This window comes from Methanomethylovorans sp. (assembly GCF_041447285.1).
In the GTDB taxonomy this organism is placed as follows: domain Archaea; phylum Halobacteriota; class Methanosarcinia; order Methanosarcinales; family Methanosarcinaceae; genus Methanomethylovorans.
On the sequence record NZ_JBGMEB010000023.1, the window covers coordinates 1 to 20,604 of the forward strand.

Below are 20,604 nucleotides of genomic sequence, written 5' to 3' on the forward strand. Positions count from 1 at the left end.
AAGGAGATCTGTTCAAAAATACTGCTCTCTGGCTGTACTTTTAGTGGGGATGACCATAAACCTCGGCATTAATGAAAAGAAGGCTTTACAAGCCTTTGCTGAGTGAGGATACTACAAGGACCCTATAGGGTTTGTGAGGAAATAAGGATATCAGTATAAGTTCAATGAATAAAATCACATGTTGCGAAGAATATTAGTTGAGACTGCCACTCCCCTGCAGTCAGTAATACCGATGATATGAATTTTATTACCTTTCTAGCTTTTATGATGAAAGAACCTCTTCTGGTTGTGGAAGATCGAAGCAAGCAAAGCTCTTATAATACAGCGAGCCTCTGGTAATAGTACTCCGCAGAAGATGATAACAACTAATACAAAAATTAGCTCCTTGTTTTTGTCTGGATAAGACGTTTCAAGGATATTCTTTTCAATAGAAGAAATTCTTTTAGGATAGTCATACAGCTGAATGTCCATGTACTTACACTCCTTTACAGTTTTCAAATCCCTTAGTTTGTTGGATGAAAGTAATGTAAGCGTTGGACTGCTGTTTGAACGCTGAGGGGGAGATTCGAACTCCCGCAGCGCGTTAGCACTACCGGTTTTCAAGACCGGCGCCGTAGTCCACTTGGCTACCTCAGCACGTTTCAATGCGTGTGGTATCCTTAATACCACTTTTGAATATAAGACTTTTGATTAGATGACACAGTGATGCTTGAAAATATAAGGGAAACGAAGAGTATTACTCTTCGCTTTCGTCTTCCTCAGAAGCTTCAGCCTCTTCGGCTTCAACTTCAGTATCCTTGGTAACGTATGGGTATTTCTCCACAAATTCCAGGTTTGATATGCCCAGGTTCTCTATGAGTTCATGAGCTATACGACCCTTGGAGATGAGCCATCTCTGGTTAAAGCTGAACTCAATGGGTATGATTACACGGATGAGGTCAGAAGTGAGCTCGATGTCCATATTTGAAGCACCAGTGTATAGTGCCATAAGTCCTTTTGCTTTTTCCATTGGCTCTTCAAGCTTATTCTCAATGGTATACTCATAGGTGACAGTCCTGCCGGACAGAGCATGGTTGAAATCCACACGCAGCCTACGGCCGATGATCTTTTGCACAACACCCTTCCTGCCATCAACTTCTATCTCCATGCCAGGGTATGGACGGGTGTCCTTAAGCTGGGCTGCAACTTTGGTGACAGATATTGACTCAACAAGCGCAGGGTTGTGTGCTCCAAAGGCTTTCTCTGGTGGGATATCTAATTTTCCGGTGTATCCTACTTCCTTGCCTATAAAGTCCTCATCCAGTCCTCTGATGGTATGGCCTGAACCAACTATGACCACATCTCCACCATACATGCCGCGTGGGTTAAAGATGCCATTCTCTTTTGCAAGTTCTTCGCTTGTAGTATCAAAGACCTGTCCATCCTCGAACCTTCCGGTATATGCTATCTTTATGAAATCTCCTTTCTCTATTGCCACATATATCAACTCTATTTTTTGATTAATGTAATTATGAATAAAAGTGTCTCTGCTATACTCCTATGTCTTTAAGAACTTTTTGCCAGCAAAGCGGAGTAAAGGAACACATTAAGAAAAAGGAGGTAGAAATCACCGAAAAAAGAAGTGAAATAAAAAATGCTCTATAAATAAAGAAAGTAACTAGGGCTTTTCAAGCCCTAATTCTCGACCTTCAATGAAAAACGAGCCACATAAGTCTGCATCTCGTCAGAGAGTTTTGCAAGTTCCTGGGCTGATTTAGCAAGTTCATGCATCGAAGATGTCTGCTCTTCCACAGCTGCAGAAGCCTGCTGTGTACCTGCAGCAGCTTGTTCGGAAATAGCTGAGATCTCTTCAACCGAAGAGGTTATTTCCTCAATGCTGGCAGACTGCTCCTGCGCAGCAGCAGCAATTTCCTGTGCCATGATTGCCACTTGTTCGCTTCCTTTTACGATCGCTTTGACAGACTGCACAGTATCGGAAAGAGCAACAGATCCGGTATTGACCTGTTCAGTACCCTTATCCATAGCTCCTACTGCATTATCAGTACCAACCTGGATTTCCTTGATCAACGCAGATATTTCCGTTGCAGCATCACGGGATTCCTCTGCCAGTTTTCTTACCTCATCGGCAACAACTGCAAATCCTCTTCCGTGTTCGCCAGCCCGTGCTGCCTCAATGGCTGCATTAAGTGCAAGCATGTTAGTCTGATCAGCAATGTTGGTGATCAGATTGACGATTTCACCGATCTTCTTTGACTTCATCTCAAGTTCACGGATCACATCAGCAGACTCACCTACAGCTGACTGAATATGTCCCATCTGCGCGATCAGGTTCTCAGATTGTACTCCTACATTTTTGATCGTCTCACTGGCAACATTAGCAGTCTCTGCAGCTTTCTGAGCATTTGTGGCTATTTCCTGCACACTCTTGGTCATATCATTCATAGCCCTTGAGACTTCCTCTGTCTTCTGGGATTGGCTGCTGGAACCTTTTGCTATCTCTGCAACATTGGTCGAAACTTCACCTGCAGAAGCGGTCATCTGTTCAGATGAGGCAGATATCTCCTGTGCAGAGGCAGCAATATTCGCTGCATTTACTCCTATCATTCTAACCATCTTGTTCATGTTGTCCATGATAAGGTTCAGTCCGGCCGGGATCTCTTTGAAGTCCACGGCCACATCAGTATCAGCTCTTAAGTCCAGTTTCCCATCCACTGCACCTGTAGAGATATCCTTGAAATCATTTACTATCCTGTTAATAGGATTGGTTATGGACCTGGCTATAAGATAAGCTACAATCGCCATAAAACCCACTGCAATAGCTGAGATCAGGATCAACTTGTTGCGCAGAGCTGTCACGTCTGCCATGATTTCTGCTTCCGGAACAACCATTACAAATGCAAAATCTGAAGAATCTATAGGTGCATAGAACATGTTGGTTTCCTTTCCTGTAGTGGGATCAATAGTATCTATACTCCCTGATTTCCCAGCACTAATATCAGCTGCCATCTGGTTGAATCCTTCTGAATTGATATCCGTTAACGATTTTGTTCCTATCCAGTCCTTGTTAGTTGGGTGGGAAAGGAACACGCCGGATTTGCTTGTCATGAAAGCATAACCAGTGTCATAGACAGCGATCTTACTGATTTCTTCATCAATAGAGTTAAGAGCTACGTCCACACCAGTGATGCCTACAAATTGCCCATCTCTGATAATAGGAGAAACATAGCTTACCATCAAGGTGCCTTCATACAAAGAAGGCTCAGTAACTATAGCTTCGTGGAGCTTTTTAGGTAACTGGTAATAATCACTTGTTTCATAGTCTAGCAGGGGGTCTATCACAAGTGAACCGCTTAAAGTGTTCCAGTATGGAATGAATCTCCCGGTTGAATCGTGACCTCCGGTATTGGTATACTCATTATCTTTTCCATCGAAAGCATTTGGTTCGAATGCTACGTAAGTCCCGATAACACCGGGATTAGAAACTAAAAGATCTTTGAGCATTGCATTAACTTCATCCCTGTTGCCAGATTCATAATTTTCCATGGCGATGGCAAGAGTTGAACCCAATGAGACATATGCATTCATTTCTCCATTGAAATCATTTGCATAAGTCAATGTATCACCCATTACTTCTTCATGGGCCAGATCTCCTGATTCTTTTGTAACATCAGTGATGATAAGGTAACTGGAGATTGCCATCACTATGGTCACACTAAGCATAACATAGATCATTATCTTTGTTTTCAGGTTGATATTATTCGATTTCAACTACTCACCTTCAAAAAGTACATATGCTACATAGCACAGGTTATTATATTAATACATATATATAATTTTTGGACTATTAAGTCTATTGTGAAAAATGTAATTTGACCAATGTAGAATGTTTAGAGAGAATTTTTACAGCAGCTCATTAAGAATCAAGCGCTGCTAAAAAAGAAGTCCTGAGTTCCCTTTCTAAGGGTACAATACCCTTAGAAATATCAATAATTTCTGTAAGGTACGGCAAATGTACTCTTTCTTTGATCCAGGTTACATCACGTACATGATGAAGGTTAAGGGCATTCTCCACATATTCATAACCTCCTCTGACTTTTCCCACAGCAAAGAAATCCTTGTCTGCAAGAGGCATGATTACCAGATCACCAATATGGATGTCATTGGCAAAACAAAAAATAGCTTCCGACCACTTATTAAGTCGCGTATCTTCGATGTAGCACAGGTGAGATCTTATGAGTTCTTTTATACGTTCATGTTTTTCAAATTTGTCGAACTCTCTCATAGTCTCCCGCAAAAGCCTTGCTTCTTCTTTCAGGGCGTTCAGTCGGGAAATCAAAAGCTCCATCTGCTGACGCTGTAGTTCTTCCGGAAATCCTTCAGGCAAGTGGATCTTTTCGAACTCCTCTGCAAGTTCTGTCCTGAACTTGCTGTCCATTTTTCTGTATTCTTCGCGCAGGTATTCAAAATTAGAGCTTTTTGTGTCAATGTATTTCAGGTTGAATATTTCATCACTGAATTCATCCATCAGATGGATCTCAATGTTGAATGTAATGACTCCTTGTTCCAAACAAGCATCTGCTCTCTTCCCACAATATCCGGTATTCACCAGCCAACAATTCACTACATTTTCCATATGTGACACCTTTTTCTCTTGTTATAGAGGACATATTAAGATGTCGAATGAAAAGGAAATATGAGTATCAATTGTAATATCCGGTGCTCAATTGTTAAATATCATGAACCACTCTTCTATTTCCAAAACACTATTGAGATATATGATCCCTGAAAAATCCTATGATATCATTGTAATCGGAGCTGGCCCTGCCGGTTCCACTGCCGCTACCTACGCAGCCCAGAGGGGTAAGTCTGTTCTATTGATAGATAAGAAAAAAGATCTTGGTGTTCCCCTGCAATGTGGAGGTTTCCTTCCACATATCGAGACACTTCAGGAGTTGATTCCTGATGCAGAACTTCCTTTCACTCTTGAAGAATATCCATCCAGTTGCGTACATGCTACTACTTCGCATCAGCGTTTCATAGCTCCTAACGGTCTATCTAAAGGTTTTGAAGTGCAGGGGGATGCTCTTGACAGGCGCAGGTTTGATAAACATCTTGCTGCTGTTGCTGCAAAAGCAGGCGCACACCTTCTCATCGCAACCACTGTACTGGAAGTTGCCGGAACCAGAGTAACAATGGACGGAGCATTCGGCAGATATGAAATCCAGGGAAAAGTAATCATTGGAGCTGACGGCCCGAATTCGATCGTCGCCGCTTCAAAGGGCATTCTAAGGGATCCTGATCCCATGGGAATAAGCACCGCATTTGAATATGAATTATCAGGCGTAGATGTGGATAAAGAATCTGTGGAAATGTACTTTGGAAAAGATTATGTTCCTGGTGGCTATGCCTGGATTATCTCACAGGGCGGTGACAGGGCTAATATTGGAGTGGGAATCCGCGAAGCTCTCTTTGCAGAACACATGTGTGCAAGAGATTATCTTAACAGGTTCATGTATGAACATCCTATTGCCAGTGAAAAATTAAAAGAAGGCACTGTAGTATCAGTTATCTCTGGGCTTGTACCTGTAGGAGGCGCACCTAAAATCACTGCCACAAAAGACACTCTTATTGCAGGAGATGCTGCAGGTCATCTCATTGCCACCAACGGCGGTGGCATATCCACAGCAATGGTTGGAGGCAAAATTGCCGGGGAATCTGCTGCTGATTTTCTGGAAGGGAAATGCAAACTTGAAGAATATGACAGCAGATGGCGAGCCCAAATGGGAATGGAAATAAGGACTGCGGTCTACGTACGAAAATTAATGGACAGACTTATGCTTTCGGACAGCATGATGAACATGGCTATTAAGACAATTTCTCCTGCACAAATGAAATCCATCCAGTGCGGCCAGTTGCCTGATCCTGTGAAAAAGACCCTTCAGAAACTAAACATGGGCATGGGCTAACATGTATATTTTTGTATATGGCACATTAATGCGCGAGTGTGTGAGCCATGATCTTATGGAAAATGCACTATTTATATGTAAAGCCCGTACATCCCAAAAATATCTGATGTTAGATCTTGGTCCCTTCCCTGGTGTGCTGCAGAATAAAAACGCATCATTTATTAATGGTGAAATATATAATATAGATGAGCAATTATTATCCAAGCTTGATGACTATGAAGGCAACTGGTACTTCAGGTCAGAAGTGGAACTGGACAACGGCATGACTGCCCAGATGTATTTCCTAAAAGATATACCATCCACGGTGAAGGAAACAAGCTTTGTAATCCCTTCTGGTATCTGGGAGGATAAAAGGGGTGAAAACATAAAAACAGTTATAGGAAATATTCTTCAAACTAACAGAACCCTTCCTCAAGGGCATAAGGATACTCTGGCCTATGAAGTTCATAATAATTTATACCTAAACATCACTAACAAATGCAGTGCAAGCTGTACTTTCTGCATAAGGGACTTATGTGACGGCGTATTTGGCTATGACCTATGGCTATCCAGGGACCCAACCCTTGAAGAGATGCTTAGTCACCTCCGTTCTGTGGATCTGCACAAATATAAGGAAGTTGTCTTTACAGGTTTTGGCGAACCAACTGCCAGTTTTTCAATTCTGCTTGCTATCACAAAATGGCTTCATGGGCAGGGAATAAAGGTAAGGCTTGATACCAATGGTCATGCGGCATTAATAAATCCCGGTATCGACGTTGTGGGAGAACTCAAGAAAGCCGGATTAGATGCGGTTTCTATCAGCCTGAATGCTCAGAACGAGGATCTGTACAACCAGCTTTGCATACCTAAATATCCGGGGTCATATCAGGCTATGCTCGCATTTACACGCCAATGCATTGATGCAGGCATTAGTACCCGCATGACAGTTGTCAAAGTTCCCGAAATTGACATTGAAGTCTGTGAGCAAATAGCAAAAAATATGGGAGCCACCTTTTTTGTAAGATGATCTGAAGGTAAATATCAATATTCAGAACCTCAGTGTATATACTTAAAAAGATCATCCCTTTTTGCAACATGCATACGCTGCCGTATGCATAGAGACAATTTCTTAAGATCATCCTGCTTCGCGCTTATCGGAATTACAACGTCCTGCCACATATTCCATGGTGATGGCAGTCCAAGTTTCTCCACAATGCCATCAAGCACATGGTCGACCATATCTTCTTCGATCTTATCTATTTTATTGATAGCCAAAATGGTCGATATGCCAACTTCATTTAGGAACTTGAACAGCTCTATATCCACGGGTATTTCATTCCTTTCTTCCCATCTGGCCACTATATCCAGAAAGGCAGAACCATCGACAACTAAAACTGCAATGTCTATTCTGTCAGCATTATTTTCTATATAATGCACTATCTTGTCCTTGACGATATCCTGTTTACGTTCCTTGACACCACTCATGAAACCAAAACCAGGCATATCTGTGACCAGCAGATCATCAAGCCTTACATGTGTAGGTTTCAGAGTAACTCCGGGCCTTTTGCCTACTTTTACCTTTCCACCTGTTAATTTGCGGATGATAGAGGATTTACCTACATTGGACCTGCCGACAAAAACTATCTCAAATCCAGCGCCATCAGTAAGGTCCGGTTTGTTTTTCATATTATCTCCGGTTGCTTAGTGGCACTTATTGGTAATATTTTCTTCCTTTAACTTGTGTTCTTCTTCCCCAATCCTGGTATCCAGATCATTCAGGAATTCTTTAAAGTTAGTTACTGGTATCCTTGCACCAGCGGCCTCCGGCAGTCCTCCTCCAGTTCCGCCATGTCTGGGAGCTACTTCCCGTAAAATGTGATTAAGATCAACTGGGCTGCGTGAACGGAAACTAATATCGTAGGAGTGTTTTGTTTGCCGGTATTCTGCAGAGCCTCCAACCTTTCTCTGGCCGTAAGCAGCAGCGTATATGGCAGATTTGGACTTGTAGCCTTGTGGATCAATTACATAGGCTAGGTTCTGAAGGCTTTTTACCTGTTTTCTTATACGCAATCTCAACTGTTCTTCAAGTTGAGAACACTTGCTCGCAAATTCAAGTACTTCCGGTATATCCGAAGGAAGCTTATCCTTAGCAAGGTGTTCTACCAGATACCTCTTGAAATCAAATTCACGGCCTGCGTATATTATTGCCTGTATTAGTGCACCGGCTTCAAAGAACAGAGTCCTTTTATCCCAGTCCTCGCACCAGAGTTTCACCGAATCGCTATCATCTGCATAATCGCCTATAGCGCCGTAGATGGCCACTCTGCGCACATCCCGGTTTAACCGATGGGCAAGCACCTTGTAGGTGAGTTCAGAAGAACAAGCACAGGGGTCATTATGCAGCCAACTTTCATTCCAGCTTTTATCAGGTACAGGGTGATGGTCTATATATGTAAGGCTGCTTTCCTTAGCCACTTCCTTAAGCCTCTGGAGCAGCTCTGTGCTGGTTCGCTCGTCAATAGCGATATCGCAAATGATCACTCGCTTGTATCCTTTTGCCAGATCAAGTTTTTTCACCAGGCTTACAGGACTTGTGAAGTATACCTGCGAGTTAGGATAAGCGGTTTTGGCAATGGCGCCGGAACATATACCATCCGAATCTCCATGAGTGAAGATTATAGTTTCAATGCTACGATCCTGTTGAAAAGGTCTCATATCATACCCAGTTCAGATCTTTTAGTAAAAGTTGGTTTGAATGTATTTAAAGTGTTTCATGTTCTAATTTAGAGTCTCCAACCAATTGCTTTTTCTATTAGATCCATCATTTTTTGCTTTAAACTGCTGACAGAGCTTATCTTTTCAGAATCTTTATTCTCCTGAACAAATGTTTCTTCTGTATCATTTTCTATCTCTTGAGGTATTTCCTCTTGCGATGAGTTCTCTTCCAGCAAAGTCTCTTCAACTACATTTTCCTCTATTTTTAAGATCTGACTTGCAGATTCAAATGAGTCCTCATATCCTCTGGAATCCACGAACCTTACTTTTGCACCAGGTATTACAATATTTTCACTGGAATTGACAGATAATGAATACCCAAGTATCCATATGTCAGAAGGTTGCATTACCTGGCTCTTGCTCAGATTACCGCTCATTAGGATGGAACCTTCAGGAAGCTGATCAGTAAGCTGCACATAAGCAGCTCTATCTCCTGAATTGTTTACCTGAAGAGTAACATTCAACAGGCCTTCTGTGCCAGTGTTCTGGTATAAAAATGATTTATTGACATCAATGTATGGGCCGTGTATCACAATTTCACTAGAATTAGTTTTTATGCTGTGGGTTATTCCATTGTATTCCATGGATAATTTCATACCAGGTATCAGGAATGTTCCCGGTTTCAGGGCACGTATAGAATAGCCGACAGATCTTTTATCCCTTGGTTGAAGATTAATGTTCCAGTCAGTACAATCTATATCAGGATCAGTTACAAACCCAGAAGGTATCGTTTCATTGATGCGGATGCTCTGAAGAGGAATGTCCTTCAGATTGATGACCTCAGTTAATATGTAGACTCGTTCATCAATATAAGCTTCTTTAGCAGGGAGCCGTTTTACTTTGATAACAGTATTGATCCACGGTATTAGCTTAATTATAGATGAACTGTTTGCAATGGCTATCTCTATAGTAGCATAAGGTGTAGGTATGTCATTGCCTGTTACTACCTCTTTAGCAGTTAATTTCACCAAACCGTCAAGTATCGTCTCATTTGAAATCACGCTATTGTTAAGAGCAAGTATGGCATTCCATGAACGTGATGTGTTAGTTTTAATGCTGAGCATTACGTAATCATCGGGCAAGTCCACAGGTTTTGATGGTGAAAAATCAAGGGCTTTGATCGTATATCCATCTATTTCAGCCTGCTCTCCCCAATAGATCGTAAATTCCGATGGAGTGAGCCATTCTGTATCATTCGCATCTGTAGTAGATGCACCTACAGCATGCTGCTGCAGTACAAGGCATATTATCAGTACTGCAGCAAATAATATAGATTTACGATCCATATATGCCTTAATCCTTTTTCACAAATTTCATCACGGCTATAAATGCAAGTACTAGCACCCACGCTTCAAAACCGGGCTGCTGGCCGATCTCTTCTTCACTTGTGGAACTTGCTGCAGCTGTACCGGAACTGGCAGATCCCTGAGTACCGGATTGAGTTTGAGAGGTTTCCTGGCTCTGTGAAGTCTTTAGTTTGATTTCCGGCATGTTTGAGGTCTTTTCACCTTTATAACCTTCCAGATCCATAAATTTAGCAGATGTGGCTGGCAGCTTCATGTCAGCTTCATTTTCAAGCTTGATCACGTATGAAAATTTTTGTGTGGATTTATCATTGACCACATCATCGAAAGTCATGATCCCGCTTACAAAACTGGTACCTTCTGGTACTGTTTCCGTTATTTCTACATTAGCATCTCTGTTGCCTTCATTTTTGACAGACACGGTCACAAGTACATTGTCTCCCGGATTGAAGGAAGAAACATTTACCTTTTTCTCAAGTACTATATACGGACCATTGATCTGAATGACAGGTGAATCTGATTCAAAGGTATATTTTTTGCCATCTACTGTGAAACTGGCAGTGGCCTTTGGCAATGTGAACTTTCCGGGTTTTATAGGCTTAAGAGCATATTCCAGAACTGTATCTGTTTCCTGGGAGTTCACAGATATTGTCTTTTCTGTCTGTACATTGCCTTGAAGTTCCATATCATCAGTCTGGGGGTCACTTATAAGGACAGAATTTAGAGCATATGCACCGGTATTTCTCAAAATCAGAGATACATACGCTGTATCATCCATGTATATTTCTTCTTTACAGGTTTTTGTAAGCACGATTTCCGATTTTGGCTCAATGGTAATGGTCTTTGTACCATTGAATGTGTGTTTTTCACCATTTATGTCATAAGCAGTAGCCTGTGCAACTATTTTGAAGTCCTCTTCATCCCACAACATGGGGATCTCCAGACTAAAAGTAAGTGGTTTGCCGGATTCTCCTTTTTCAAGAGAAGATATTGTTTGGGTAAGTTTCCCATCGGCAAGTTTAAGGCCAGCAGTATCTATGTTTAAAGCTATATTGCTGGCTTCTGCATCTCCTGCATTCTTAATAGTTACATTACCTTCTATGTAACGAGGAGTTGAAAGCCGGGTTGGATCATAACTATCCTTCTCTATATCTACTGTCACTTCAAGATCTGGCAATCCACGCCTGTATATTTGCAGTTTGGCAGTAGGATCTACAAGATTTCCTGTCCAGCTATCGACTTTTAAGCTGAGGGCACTGGCAAATACCTTTATGTCATCTCCACCGGCTGTGTCCCTGTAGATCAGCTCATCTGAGAGTTTCAAGGCTCCTGCTGTCATATATTTGTTATCTTTGTAGATTGTGATATATACATAACCATCTTTATTGAAGTCATCTGCCGTAATGACATAGTTATCAACGGTGTAAGAATCTCCCCAATGAAGAGTAACAGTTTTTACAGATTCCCATTCAATGTCATCTGAGCTGTAAGCTGACACATGTGGTGTCAGAAAGAGTAATACCAAGGATAAGAAAAACATGGACTTTATTGACATATTAGTGCCTCTTAAGTGGATACTGGATACTTAGAACATCAGTTACTTCTAACAAGCTGATATATTTATATTATTATATAACTATATTGCTAGTGATTATACATCAACTTATTCTCCTTATAAAACTCAAGGATATAAGGTATTGAAAATAAACCCGATGCTTTCCATTAGCATTCCAACTAGAGTTTCAATGAGATTGAAAAAGTGAAAATGCTACCTTTTCCAATTTCACTTTCCACCCATATACTTCCACCATGCAGCTCCACAAAATGCTTTGCAATAAAAAGCCCGATCCCATTCCCTTTATACTTACGGGTAGAAGAAGAATCCAGCTGTGCAAAAGGCTTGAACAATCTTTGTTTGTCCTCTGCACTTATACCTATTCCATTATCAATAACCTCTATATGCAACATATCAGGCATTTGCTTGACCCTTATCTTTACAAATCCTTGTTCTTTGCCGAACTTTATGGCATTGTTCACCAGATTAAGAAGTATCTGCTGCAATTTATTCCTGTCAGCTTTTATTAATCCCACCTGAGGGTCAACTTCTATTTGCATCTCAATGCTTTTCTTTGAGGCGAAAACATACATTTCAGTCTTAACATCCTGTATAAGATCTGGAAGAGAGATCTCCTCAAACTCAAGATTAGTTTTTCCGGCTTCGATATTTGAAACGTCAAGTATGTTGTTGATCACATCAAGCAGATCTTTACTGCTTCCTATTATGTTATTGAGGTATTTCCGTTCATTCTCTTTTAGCTTCTCTTCAACACTTTCTTGCAAAAGATCTGAAAATCCCATTATAGAGTTTAGAGGTGTTCTTAGCTCATGTGTTACATTGGAGAGGAATTCACTCTTTGTCCTGCTAGCTTCTTCTGCCACGTTCTTGGCATGGATCAGTGCTTCCCTTGCTTTTTTGCTTTCAGTTATATCCTCTACGATGCAAATACCGCCAGCAATAGCCTCATCCTCGGTAATAACAGGAACAAAACTAGCTCTTATAGGTGTATCTCTTGTACCCATAAATGAAAAAGAACTACCTGAGAAATTATCCGGCTTACCTGAGATTACCACTGTGACACATTTCTTGATCTCTTCATTTGCATCAGTGCCCAGCAGATCAAAACCGATGATATTGCCTATAATACTTGCCTCTTCCACACCCACTATGTCCACAAAGCTCTTATTGCACTGTGTGATGACTCCATGGCTGTCAAAATGGATTATTCCCAGAGGAGACTTTTCAAATATCATCTTATATTTGTCTTTAGCTTCTCGCATTTCCTTCTCATTGAGCACTCGCTGAGTGATATCTCTAATATTTACACTAAAGAAAGAGGCTCCGTCTTTCTTCCATGAAGAATGTGAGATCTCTATGGGAAATTCCGTTCCATCTCTTTTCAAACCGTAAAGCTCTATGGTATTTCCCATTACCCACGAACGGCCAGTTGAAACAACTATATCCCACCCCTGATGTATATGCCTGTATCTTTGAGGCATGATCATGGAAATATGCTTTCCGAGTGCTTCATCTACCGTATAGAAGAATAGGTTCTCAGCGCCTCTGTTCCAGAAAATGATATTGCCTTGTTCATCGGAAAATATTATGGCGTCTGAAGCTGAACGTGCCTGAGAGATGAACATATCGCTTGCCATCTCCAGAGTGTTGAGGTTAGCTTTTCTGTCAGCAATATCCCTTATGGTGCCGGTTATCCCTTTAACATGGCCATCACTGTCAAGTAAAGTTTGCGCATACAATTCTACCCAATATGTCTTTCCATTTGGATTTTTAAGACGGACTTGTACTCGGGTCTGTCCGGAGTTTGAGAGCGTTATAGATAAAGAACGAATTATCTTGTTTTGATCATCATAAAAGAACAAATTTGTTACTTCTTTGAAGATGAGTTCCTCAGGAGTGAAGCCATATGTGGTGATAGAAGGGCTAATATAAATGATTATTCCTGCAGTATCCGTTGCCAGGATCGTATCCACTGAGTTTTCCACCAGTGAACGGTATTTATCTTCAGTACTACCTATAGCATATTGATTTGATGCAAAATTAACTTGTTTTATTTGTTGTTCTATTTGTACTATTATTCTGGAGATATTTCCTTTTCGATCATAGAGACAGCCGGTCTTGAGAACAACCGGATGTTCTTGTCTATGCTTGTCCAATATGGTGATTTCAATATCAGAATGATCTTTGCTATTTTCAGCCCATTTGGCATACATCTCTTTTACTTCATACCACCTGTCAGAAACTATCAGCCGTTCATACCATATATGGCCGACAAGTTCTTTTTTTGTGAAGTCTAAAGTCTGACAAAGAAATTCATTTGCAAAAGAGATCATTTGATTACTATCAAGGACAAGTAACATCGAAGGAACAGCGTCTATATATGCCTGCAATATCTCAAAACAGGAATCATTAAAGTTCATAGAAGGGACAAAAGAAAGGTCTATCTCACTTTCCAATGAGGTACTGCTTACTGCTTCCGGACTTTTTTTCTTAAAGATCATAGGTATTCCTTTTATATTTAAAATCTCGCCGGTCATTGTATTTTCAGTATCTCATACGAGCTTTTCGAACAGGTGTGATAGTCTGATTTTATTCTTTTGGAACAAGTAGCCTGAAACCGTTGATCATTTGTGGCCTTTCCACCGTTCTTGACATTTCTGTAAGTGAAGGCAGTTTAGTTACACTGGGGTGCTGGAGCATAATATGTTGATACTCTTTATTTTCCTGGAATGCCGTAAACCCAGATCCCAAATGAATACGGTCTTTCTCTTGAGAGGCCATCCCATAAAGAGCTTCAGTTGCATGTCTCTCTTTTTCCTTAGCTTTTTTACTAAGGCCAAGTTTCATGTCTCTTTCTCTGTTTTTGGTTCCTGTTTCTTTTCCTTTTCTATAGTTTTCACTGACAAGTTCTAGAAGACCTGCTTCCTTTGCCACTGATTCCAGGGCAGCATATCGCTCACTTACCCAGCCAAGTTCCGAATGTTTATGATAACCTACTTCAAAGCCAAGGTCATAGGCCCTTTTCTCCAGTTCGGCCTTCTCCGAATCGCTGAGCTTTCTTTTCGCTTCTGCTTTCTTAAAAAGCCGCATCCTGCACCACTCCATTATTGTAGAATGCCTTCTACTTGCAGTCCCCGCTCAGTAAATTGAACTTTATGCATATTGCAGTCATGTTTTGTGCCACGCATTTTGATTATCTGGATGGCACGTGTCATCTGCTTTTCATAAAGGAAATTATGCAGGAAAATTACTCCGTGGGATGCGAACTGTTCGGTAGTATATGCAGTTGGATCGGTTAACTCACCTATGATTATAGTTGTACAACCCAGTTTTTTCAGGTTTCGAATAAAACGTGTCATCTCTTTTTCCTGAAGCGCCGGGTCTTGTGTTGCAAAACGTATTGCACTCATGGAATCAATGACAAGTCTTTTGACGTTGTATTCTGCAACATAAGCTGCAAGCTCTTTGAATACCATGGCAGGAGATGGAGCTTCATGTTCATTGGAATGTCCTTCTATATTCTCATGGGGTTGAATAATATCTTTTAATTCATCCATGTACCCATATTCCATACGTGGTCCAAGGTCTGCAAATAACAGTTTCTTCACTTTTATAAGTGGTATGACGTTGAGAGAATAGTTGGACATATCATTTATGATGTTCTGGGGACATTCCAGTAATGTAACATATAGTCCCACATCACCCTGTAGAGCACCTTTTGCAAGAAATTGTACTCCAAAGGTTGTCTTGCCTCCTCCAGGAGGTCCGCTTAGCAGATAGACACGTTCCGGGAGAAGTCCTCCCTGCATGATCTCGTCCAAACCTTCTATCCCACTTTCAATTCTCATAAATAAACCTCGTTGTTATAATATATTTAATATTATTTTAAAGCTTCGATATAATTATAGGGAATCTAGTCTCTGCAGTGGATTTCAAATTCTTGATTGCGATAGGTTCTTATGAATTGAAGACAAAGGCTTTTTATGCATCTATCTAAGATCATCCCGGTTCTGGAAAAAATAGCTCCTCCTGAGCTTGCTGCAGATTTCGATGTAGGTAAAATTGGTCTTAATCTGGACCTTGACAATGATATTAAAAAAATTGCAGTTGCTTTGGACCCTACGGACTATGTACTTAGCAGAGCTTCAGAGATCAATGCGGATCTGTTAATAACCCATCACACTCTTATTTTCAATCCTGTGAATTGTATTTCCAAAAGACTTGCCACTAGTCTGCAAATAGCTCTGGATAACAGAATTTCTCTATATTCCATGCATACGAATTTTGACAGGGCTAAAGGCGGAATAAACGATGTACTTGCAAAGAGGCTGGGACTTAACAAAGTGCAAGAACTGGAAATAGGTCGCATAGGTGAAGTACCTGTATGCTCTACGGAAACTCTGGCAAACCATGTCGCAAAAAGTCTCAACACTCATGTGCAATATGTAGGAGAAAGAGATGATATAAAACGTGTAATGGTTTTCGGAGGCAGTGGTTTTCGTAGCGAGTATCTGGAAGTGGCAAGAGAGCATGGTGCTGAAGCATTTGTATCTTCAGAACTGAAACATGATGTCATACGCTCCCGGGGAGAGCTTGTTCTTATCGATGCCACACATTATGCTACAGAGAATCCGGGTATGGAGGAGCTTTGCCCGCGTCTGGCAGACCTATTGGGGTTAGATGTTGAATTCATACATCACAATCCATTTATCAGGGTGATATGAGGTATCATTTGATGTCTGATACTACTGAATGGAAAGAAGTGGAAGAATTACTGGAACAGAATTTGAAGCGAAAGGTAAGGGCTAAACACAGAGGATACGGGGACTATGAAAAAAGAGTTTACAGAGGACCCTCTGTGAAAAGAGAATATGAGCGATAATACTCAGCTACTCTATTTTTTGTCCTTAAGTAAACGGCCATAAACTTTCAATGTGGAATCGGCTATCTCATCCCAGTTATATACTTCTTCAATGAGCTTACGCCCTTCGTTTCCAAAACCTGCTTTCCCCAAGCCATCCAGTACATAGTTGATTCCCCATGCTATGGAATCCGGGTTTTGGTAAACTGTAACCCCATTCTTGAAATTCTCAATAAGCTTCACAGCATCGGTAGCCACCACACTCTTGCCCGCATCCCATGCTTCAAGTACAACAATGCCAAAAGGTTCGTTGCGGCTTGGAACGCATACGATATCTGCAGCATTGTACCAGTCTCTGGAAACGTTATCAGAAGCATAACCAAGGAAATGAGCTGCATGCTTAACACCCGTTGAAACAGCCAGATATTCGCAATGGGCTCTCATTTCCCCCTCTCCTATAAATACAAACTGTACGTCCCACCGGTGAGACAATACTTTTCCTATGGCTTTTACAAGCATATCAGGCCCTTTCTGATAGCTCATGCGCCCTATAAACAAAACAACAGGAGCGAGTGAATGGATTCCATATTTCTTTTTTATCTCTCCTGGATCAATGTCCCTATGCATTTTGTTTAAAAATATCCCGTTCGGTACAAGCGATATCTTATTATCTGGTATTAGGTATAGAAATTGAACTTCCTTTTTAAGTACCTCTGAAGTAATTATAACTTCAGCAGCCTCATAACCACCCAGCCATTCTCGATGTGAGATCGTTTTAGCTTCCCACCAATCCCCATGTACATTTCCGTTACGTCCCCATTCTGTACTGTGGTATGTGAGAAGGAAAGGCAGTCCTTTTTCTGCTTTGAGTTTGCATAGTACATTCACCGGATGCCAGTCATGACCATGGAGGATATCGAAATGACCGAATTTGTCTACCATTTCTAAAAACATCCAGTACATGGAATCGCACATTCTGTCCATCTGGTTTACCACGCCACCTGATTGGTCGTGGTCCACTCGATGATAATGCACGCCATTTATGAACGAATGCGGATCTAACCCGCGGTTACGGGTGAATATATGCACTTCATGACCCTTTGAAGCTAATACTTCGGATAGTTCTGAAACATGGGGAGCTATACCTCCCACCTTTACTGAATACAAGCTTTCCCACGAGAACATACCTATTCTTAATTTTCTCATTTTATCCCACACTTATTAACATTCAATGTATTTCCTGTTCGGACATCTCATTGTTCAAATACTCAGCAGCCTTTTCAGGGGGCATGGTATTAATGAAAATATCAGTGTTTTTCTCAAATCCTGCCATCTTACTTGTCACGGGCTGGAGCCTGATATTCAAATGATATGTATCGTCTTTCATCAGTTGGAAAAACATATAATTGTAAGAAGGAGATCCCAATACTGTTTCTAATCTGGAAAGTACATAGCGCATAGCAACACCCAATGAAAACAGCATTTCAGTTGACAATGCTCCAAGATGACATACATGTTCTTTTGGAAGGAACCAGATCTCAAATGGAACCTTTGAGCAATAAGGAGCAAAGGCTATGAAATATTTATTTTCATAAATGGATCTTTCACTTGCAGATTCCCTGCATACTATCTCACAGTAAGGACATTCTCCTTTAGCCTGAATAACATCTGTCTCCCTTTTTATAGAAGGAGGTATCAGAGGCAATGCGATAAGCTGGGAATGGGTGTGTTCCAGGGATGCACCAGCCTGCTTTCCCCAATTCTTAAAAAGAGATACGTACCGTATCTGTGGCTGTTTCCAGTAATGAATGACCCGGTCCCTGTAAGCTTTCATGAGCAGATACATCTCTTCATCTGAGAAATTTGTCAGCTTTTTCTCGTGTTGAGGTGTTTCAATTATTACTTCGTGGAAACCATATCCCGATTGACAGGGGGTATCAGCACCTTCAGGACTGAGGGCAGGATATAGATTTGGTATACAACGGATCTGCCAGTCTCTAATAACTTCATCCTTACTGTCCTGAAGGATCTTTCCATTCTTATATACAGCCAGAGCAGGTGGAGTCTGGTCTTCTCTTCCAGCACAGAATACACAGCTTGTAGCATTCTGGACCTCCGGTGAAGAAGAAAAATCAGAAGGCCTTTTACCTCTTGCAGCGGCTACTATGCAATAATCATCAAGGAAATAGTGTTTGCGTATCTCAGACACTTGTATTTCTCCTGCTTAATCTGAAAAACTATCAAGAGTCAGTTTTCCTCTTCTTCCTGAACTATGCATACGCCCGTAAGAAGCTCATAATATTCTTTTGTAGGGCTCAGCCAGTTCATCTCCTTTGCAAGCAGGTTAGCTTCCTGGCAAAGAAGGCTATACTTTACTTTGTCATCAATGTAAGTATCCAGGAAATAGTCTATAGCAAGAGCGTAATCGCATACCATTTCATTGTATGGAAGGTCTATATTATCCACAACTATCACCCCGCCCATGCCCATAACGAGGCGTTTGATGCTTGCAAGGGCATCACTAAAACCACACACCTTGCTGACTATGCTTGGTGTAGCCTCTTTTCCTGCTTCAAGTCCTGTGAGCAGGAAAGGCTCATATCTTGAAGGGAATATCCCTGCAATACACCCTGCCATTAACTCATCAGAGTTCATATTAAGACCGCCATCATGGTCTGATATCCACTGAGGATAAAGTACAGCTGTAACATGTCTTCTTCCGGTGATAATTTGCGCAGGTTCTAGCTGCCTCTCCTTGATCATTCTCTGAAGTCTTATTTCCTCTCCCTGTAATATCTCATCCGGCAGCTTAAGTGGGAAACCTTCAGGTACATTTGACTTTGGACCGTGTGCTGCTATAATAAAGCAAACTACACGTATATCCTCATCCTGCTGTCCTGCGGCTATCTGCAGTTTTACCATTCTATCCAGCAACATGAGGGAGTCAAGGAGGTCAGGATAGCCTTTGTTCTCGATCTCGATACGTGATATGGAGAAAACAGGCAGTATCCTCTTTGAAGGAATGGGCACGCCTCCATACAGTTTATGTATATTTTCTGAAAGAAAGGTCTGTATCTTCTCGCGGCATTTCTTCTTCTTTTCCATGGAAATGCCCAATCCATTGTTATCTATACCATTGCGGACAACTATCGAATCTATCCCGTAGAACAATTTGACTTCCTTACGCGTGGAGTCACCTACTGCGGTTACTACATCGGCATTCACAGAAAGAGCTTCAAGTCTTGCGAGGTTCTCAGGCACTTTTGGATCCCAAGTACTATCATTCTGACGGATCTTCTGTAACGATTGATGTCCTGAAGCTCTCCCTGGCAATGTTGCATGATATGTAGCTACTGAATTAACGGATAAACCTAATTTATGCAGCCGTGCCAGCGTATAAAATACACCAAATTCATGGCAATGCAGATATACATGCATGCTGGGCATAAGGGAAGCAGCAAAATCAGATATTGCCTGATCTGCAAATTCTTTTGCCCTTTGTGCTTTTATAGTCACAAGTTCCCTTATGAATTCAGATATAGAATACGAGAGATTAAGATAATGAGTATATTCCTGGCCGTTTCCCATATTCTCATACTTAAGTGAATCAAGGCCTATGAGGGAAAAAGCTTCAGCTTTTACCTTATCGGAAAGGCACATAGTAGCACCTGAGTAATCAGACATTATCCTGCAAAAATCATTTGTTTTGAACATCAGATAAATGATAGGTATGCCTTTATAATGGCGTACACCACTAATGATCTCTATACCTCTTGATTTCATGGCAGTGATGGCTTCTGCAACCTCATCCTCGGTTTCATAAGGCTCAAAACCAGTCATATCAGTGATACGGTTGAGGCTTTTATGCCAATCAGTACCTGCATGTCCATAGTATGGACCTGCAACTATAATTCCAGGTAATATCTCATCCTTGATGGCTCCTGAACTCATCAGGGATGCAAGAGTAGTGGCTTCGGCGTCAATCACATTCCAGATACCACCCATTTTATTCGACTTCGGGCCAGCCTCTTCTCCTGCTATCACTAACCATTTTCGTTCAAACATGATTGATTCCCACTGATGATTCTATAAAAGTTTAATTGGCCTCTATCAATAAAACAATATCGTGTTAATATCTATCCA

At 41.2% G+C, this 20,604-nt stretch carries 18 protein-coding genes and 1 tRNA gene; 4 read left to right on the top strand and 15 right to left on the bottom strand.

The window, feature by feature from the left end; all coding sequences use genetic code 11:
* Positions 1 to 255: 255 nt before the first annotated feature.
* From ACC612_RS12725 to ACC612_RS12745, 5 genes are all read right to left on the bottom strand, one after another.
* Entirely contained in the window at positions 256 to 471 is a 216-nt protein-coding gene (locus ACC612_RS12725; RefSeq protein ID WP_371854945.1) for a hypothetical protein, read from the bottom strand.
* Positions 472 to 550: 79 nt separating this feature from the next.
* Positions 551 to 636 (bottom strand) — tRNA-Ser (locus ACC612_RS12730).
* Between the two features lie 100 nt (positions 637 to 736).
* Positions 737 to 1,477, bottom strand: a complete 741-nt coding sequence (locus tag ACC612_RS12735; protein WP_371854946.1) for a peptidylprolyl isomerase — start codon at positions 1,475 to 1,477, stop codon at positions 737 to 739.
* A gap of 197 nt (positions 1,478 to 1,674) precedes the next feature.
* Positions 1,675 to 3,768: a methyl-accepting chemotaxis protein gene (locus ACC612_RS12740; protein WP_371854947.1), complete on the bottom strand. Its 2,094-nt coding sequence runs from the start codon at positions 3,766 to 3,768 to the stop codon at positions 1,675 to 1,677.
* A gap of 145 nt (positions 3,769 to 3,913) precedes the next feature.
* Positions 3,914 to 4,633, bottom strand: coding sequence for a hypothetical protein (locus tag ACC612_RS12745; RefSeq protein ID WP_371854948.1), 720 nt, complete (start codon positions 4,631 to 4,633; stop codon positions 3,914 to 3,916).
* Positions 4,634 to 4,775: 142 nt separating this feature from the next.
* Between ACC612_RS12745 and ACC612_RS12750 the strand changes: the two genes are divergently transcribed.
* Both ACC612_RS12750 and ACC612_RS12755 read left to right on the top strand, forming a co-directional pair.
* A complete protein-coding gene (locus tag ACC612_RS12750; protein ID WP_371854949.1) occupies positions 4,776 to 5,966 on the top strand; it encodes a geranylgeranyl reductase family protein in 1,191 nt (396 codons plus the stop codon).
* 1 nt (position 5,967) lies between these two features.
* Positions 5,968 to 6,972: a TatD family nuclease-associated radical SAM protein gene (locus ACC612_RS12755; protein WP_371854950.1), complete on the top strand. Its 1,005-nt coding sequence runs from the start codon at positions 5,968 to 5,970 to the stop codon at positions 6,970 to 6,972.
* A 29-nt stretch (positions 6,973 to 7,001) separates the two neighbouring features.
* Here the strand turns inward: ACC612_RS12755 and engB are convergent, their stop codons facing one another.
* From engB to ACC612_RS12790, 7 genes are all read right to left on the bottom strand, one after another.
* Positions 7,002 to 7,631: a GTP-binding protein EngB gene (gene engB, locus ACC612_RS12760; protein ID WP_371854952.1), complete on the bottom strand. Its 630-nt coding sequence runs from the start codon at positions 7,629 to 7,631 to the stop codon at positions 7,002 to 7,004.
* 15 nt (positions 7,632 to 7,646) lie between these two features.
* A complete protein-coding gene (locus ACC612_RS12765) occupies positions 7,647 to 8,660 on the bottom strand; it encodes a DHHA1 domain-containing protein (protein ID WP_371854953.1) in 1,014 nt (337 codons plus the stop codon).
* 68 nt (positions 8,661 to 8,728) lie between these two features.
* On the bottom strand, positions 8,729 to 10,006 hold the full coding sequence (locus ACC612_RS12770; RefSeq protein ID WP_371854954.1) for a hypothetical protein: 1,278 nt from the start codon (positions 10,004 to 10,006) through the stop codon (positions 8,729 to 8,731).
* A gap of 7 nt (positions 10,007 to 10,013) precedes the next feature.
* Positions 10,014 to 11,579, bottom strand: a complete 1,566-nt coding sequence (locus tag ACC612_RS12775; RefSeq protein WP_371854955.1) for a BatD family protein — start codon at positions 11,577 to 11,579, stop codon at positions 10,014 to 10,016.
* A 179-nt stretch (positions 11,580 to 11,758) separates the two neighbouring features.
* A complete protein-coding gene (locus ACC612_RS12780; RefSeq protein WP_371854956.1) occupies positions 11,759 to 14,137 on the bottom strand; it encodes a PAS domain-containing sensor histidine kinase in 2,379 nt (792 codons plus the stop codon).
* 52 nt (positions 14,138 to 14,189) lie between these two features.
* On the bottom strand, positions 14,190 to 14,690 hold the full coding sequence (locus tag ACC612_RS12785; protein ID WP_371854957.1) for a hypothetical protein: 501 nt from the start codon (positions 14,688 to 14,690) through the stop codon (positions 14,190 to 14,192).
* A 14-nt stretch (positions 14,691 to 14,704) separates the two neighbouring features.
* Entirely contained in the window at positions 14,705 to 15,448 is a 744-nt protein-coding gene (locus tag ACC612_RS12790; protein WP_371854958.1) for an RAD55 family ATPase, read from the bottom strand.
* A gap of 135 nt (positions 15,449 to 15,583) precedes the next feature.
* On the opposite strand from ACC612_RS12790, the gene ACC612_RS12795 reads away from it, so the two are divergent.
* On the top strand, positions 15,584 to 16,324 hold the full coding sequence (locus ACC612_RS12795) for a Nif3-like dinuclear metal center hexameric protein (RefSeq protein ID WP_371854960.1): 741 nt from the start codon (positions 15,584 to 15,586) through the stop codon (positions 16,322 to 16,324).
* A gap of 11 nt (positions 16,325 to 16,335) precedes the next feature.
* Positions 16,336 to 16,482: a hypothetical protein gene (locus ACC612_RS12800; RefSeq protein ID WP_371854961.1), complete on the top strand. Its 147-nt coding sequence runs from the start codon at positions 16,336 to 16,338 to the stop codon at positions 16,480 to 16,482.
* A 12-nt stretch (positions 16,483 to 16,494) separates the two neighbouring features.
* Here ACC612_RS12800 and ACC612_RS12805 read toward each other — a convergent pair whose 3' ends face one another.
* Genes ACC612_RS12805 through ACC612_RS12815 form a run of 3 tightly spaced genes read right to left on the bottom strand, consistent with a single transcriptional unit; the run spans position 16,495 to position 20,526 of the window.
* Positions 16,495 to 17,667: a glycosyltransferase family 4 protein gene (locus ACC612_RS12805; protein WP_371854962.1), complete on the bottom strand. Its 1,173-nt coding sequence runs from the start codon at positions 17,665 to 17,667 to the stop codon at positions 16,495 to 16,497.
* 22 nt (positions 17,668 to 17,689) lie between these two features.
* Positions 17,690 to 18,670 (bottom strand): DUF4931 domain-containing protein, encoded by a 981-nt coding sequence (locus ACC612_RS12810; RefSeq protein WP_371854963.1) that lies wholly within the window; start codon positions 18,668 to 18,670, stop codon positions 17,690 to 17,692.
* Between the two features lie 38 nt (positions 18,671 to 18,708).
* Positions 18,709 to 20,526: a glycosyltransferase gene (locus ACC612_RS12815; protein WP_371854964.1), complete on the bottom strand. Its 1,818-nt coding sequence runs from the start codon at positions 20,524 to 20,526 to the stop codon at positions 18,709 to 18,711.
* Positions 20,527 to 20,604: the final 78 nt, after the last annotated feature.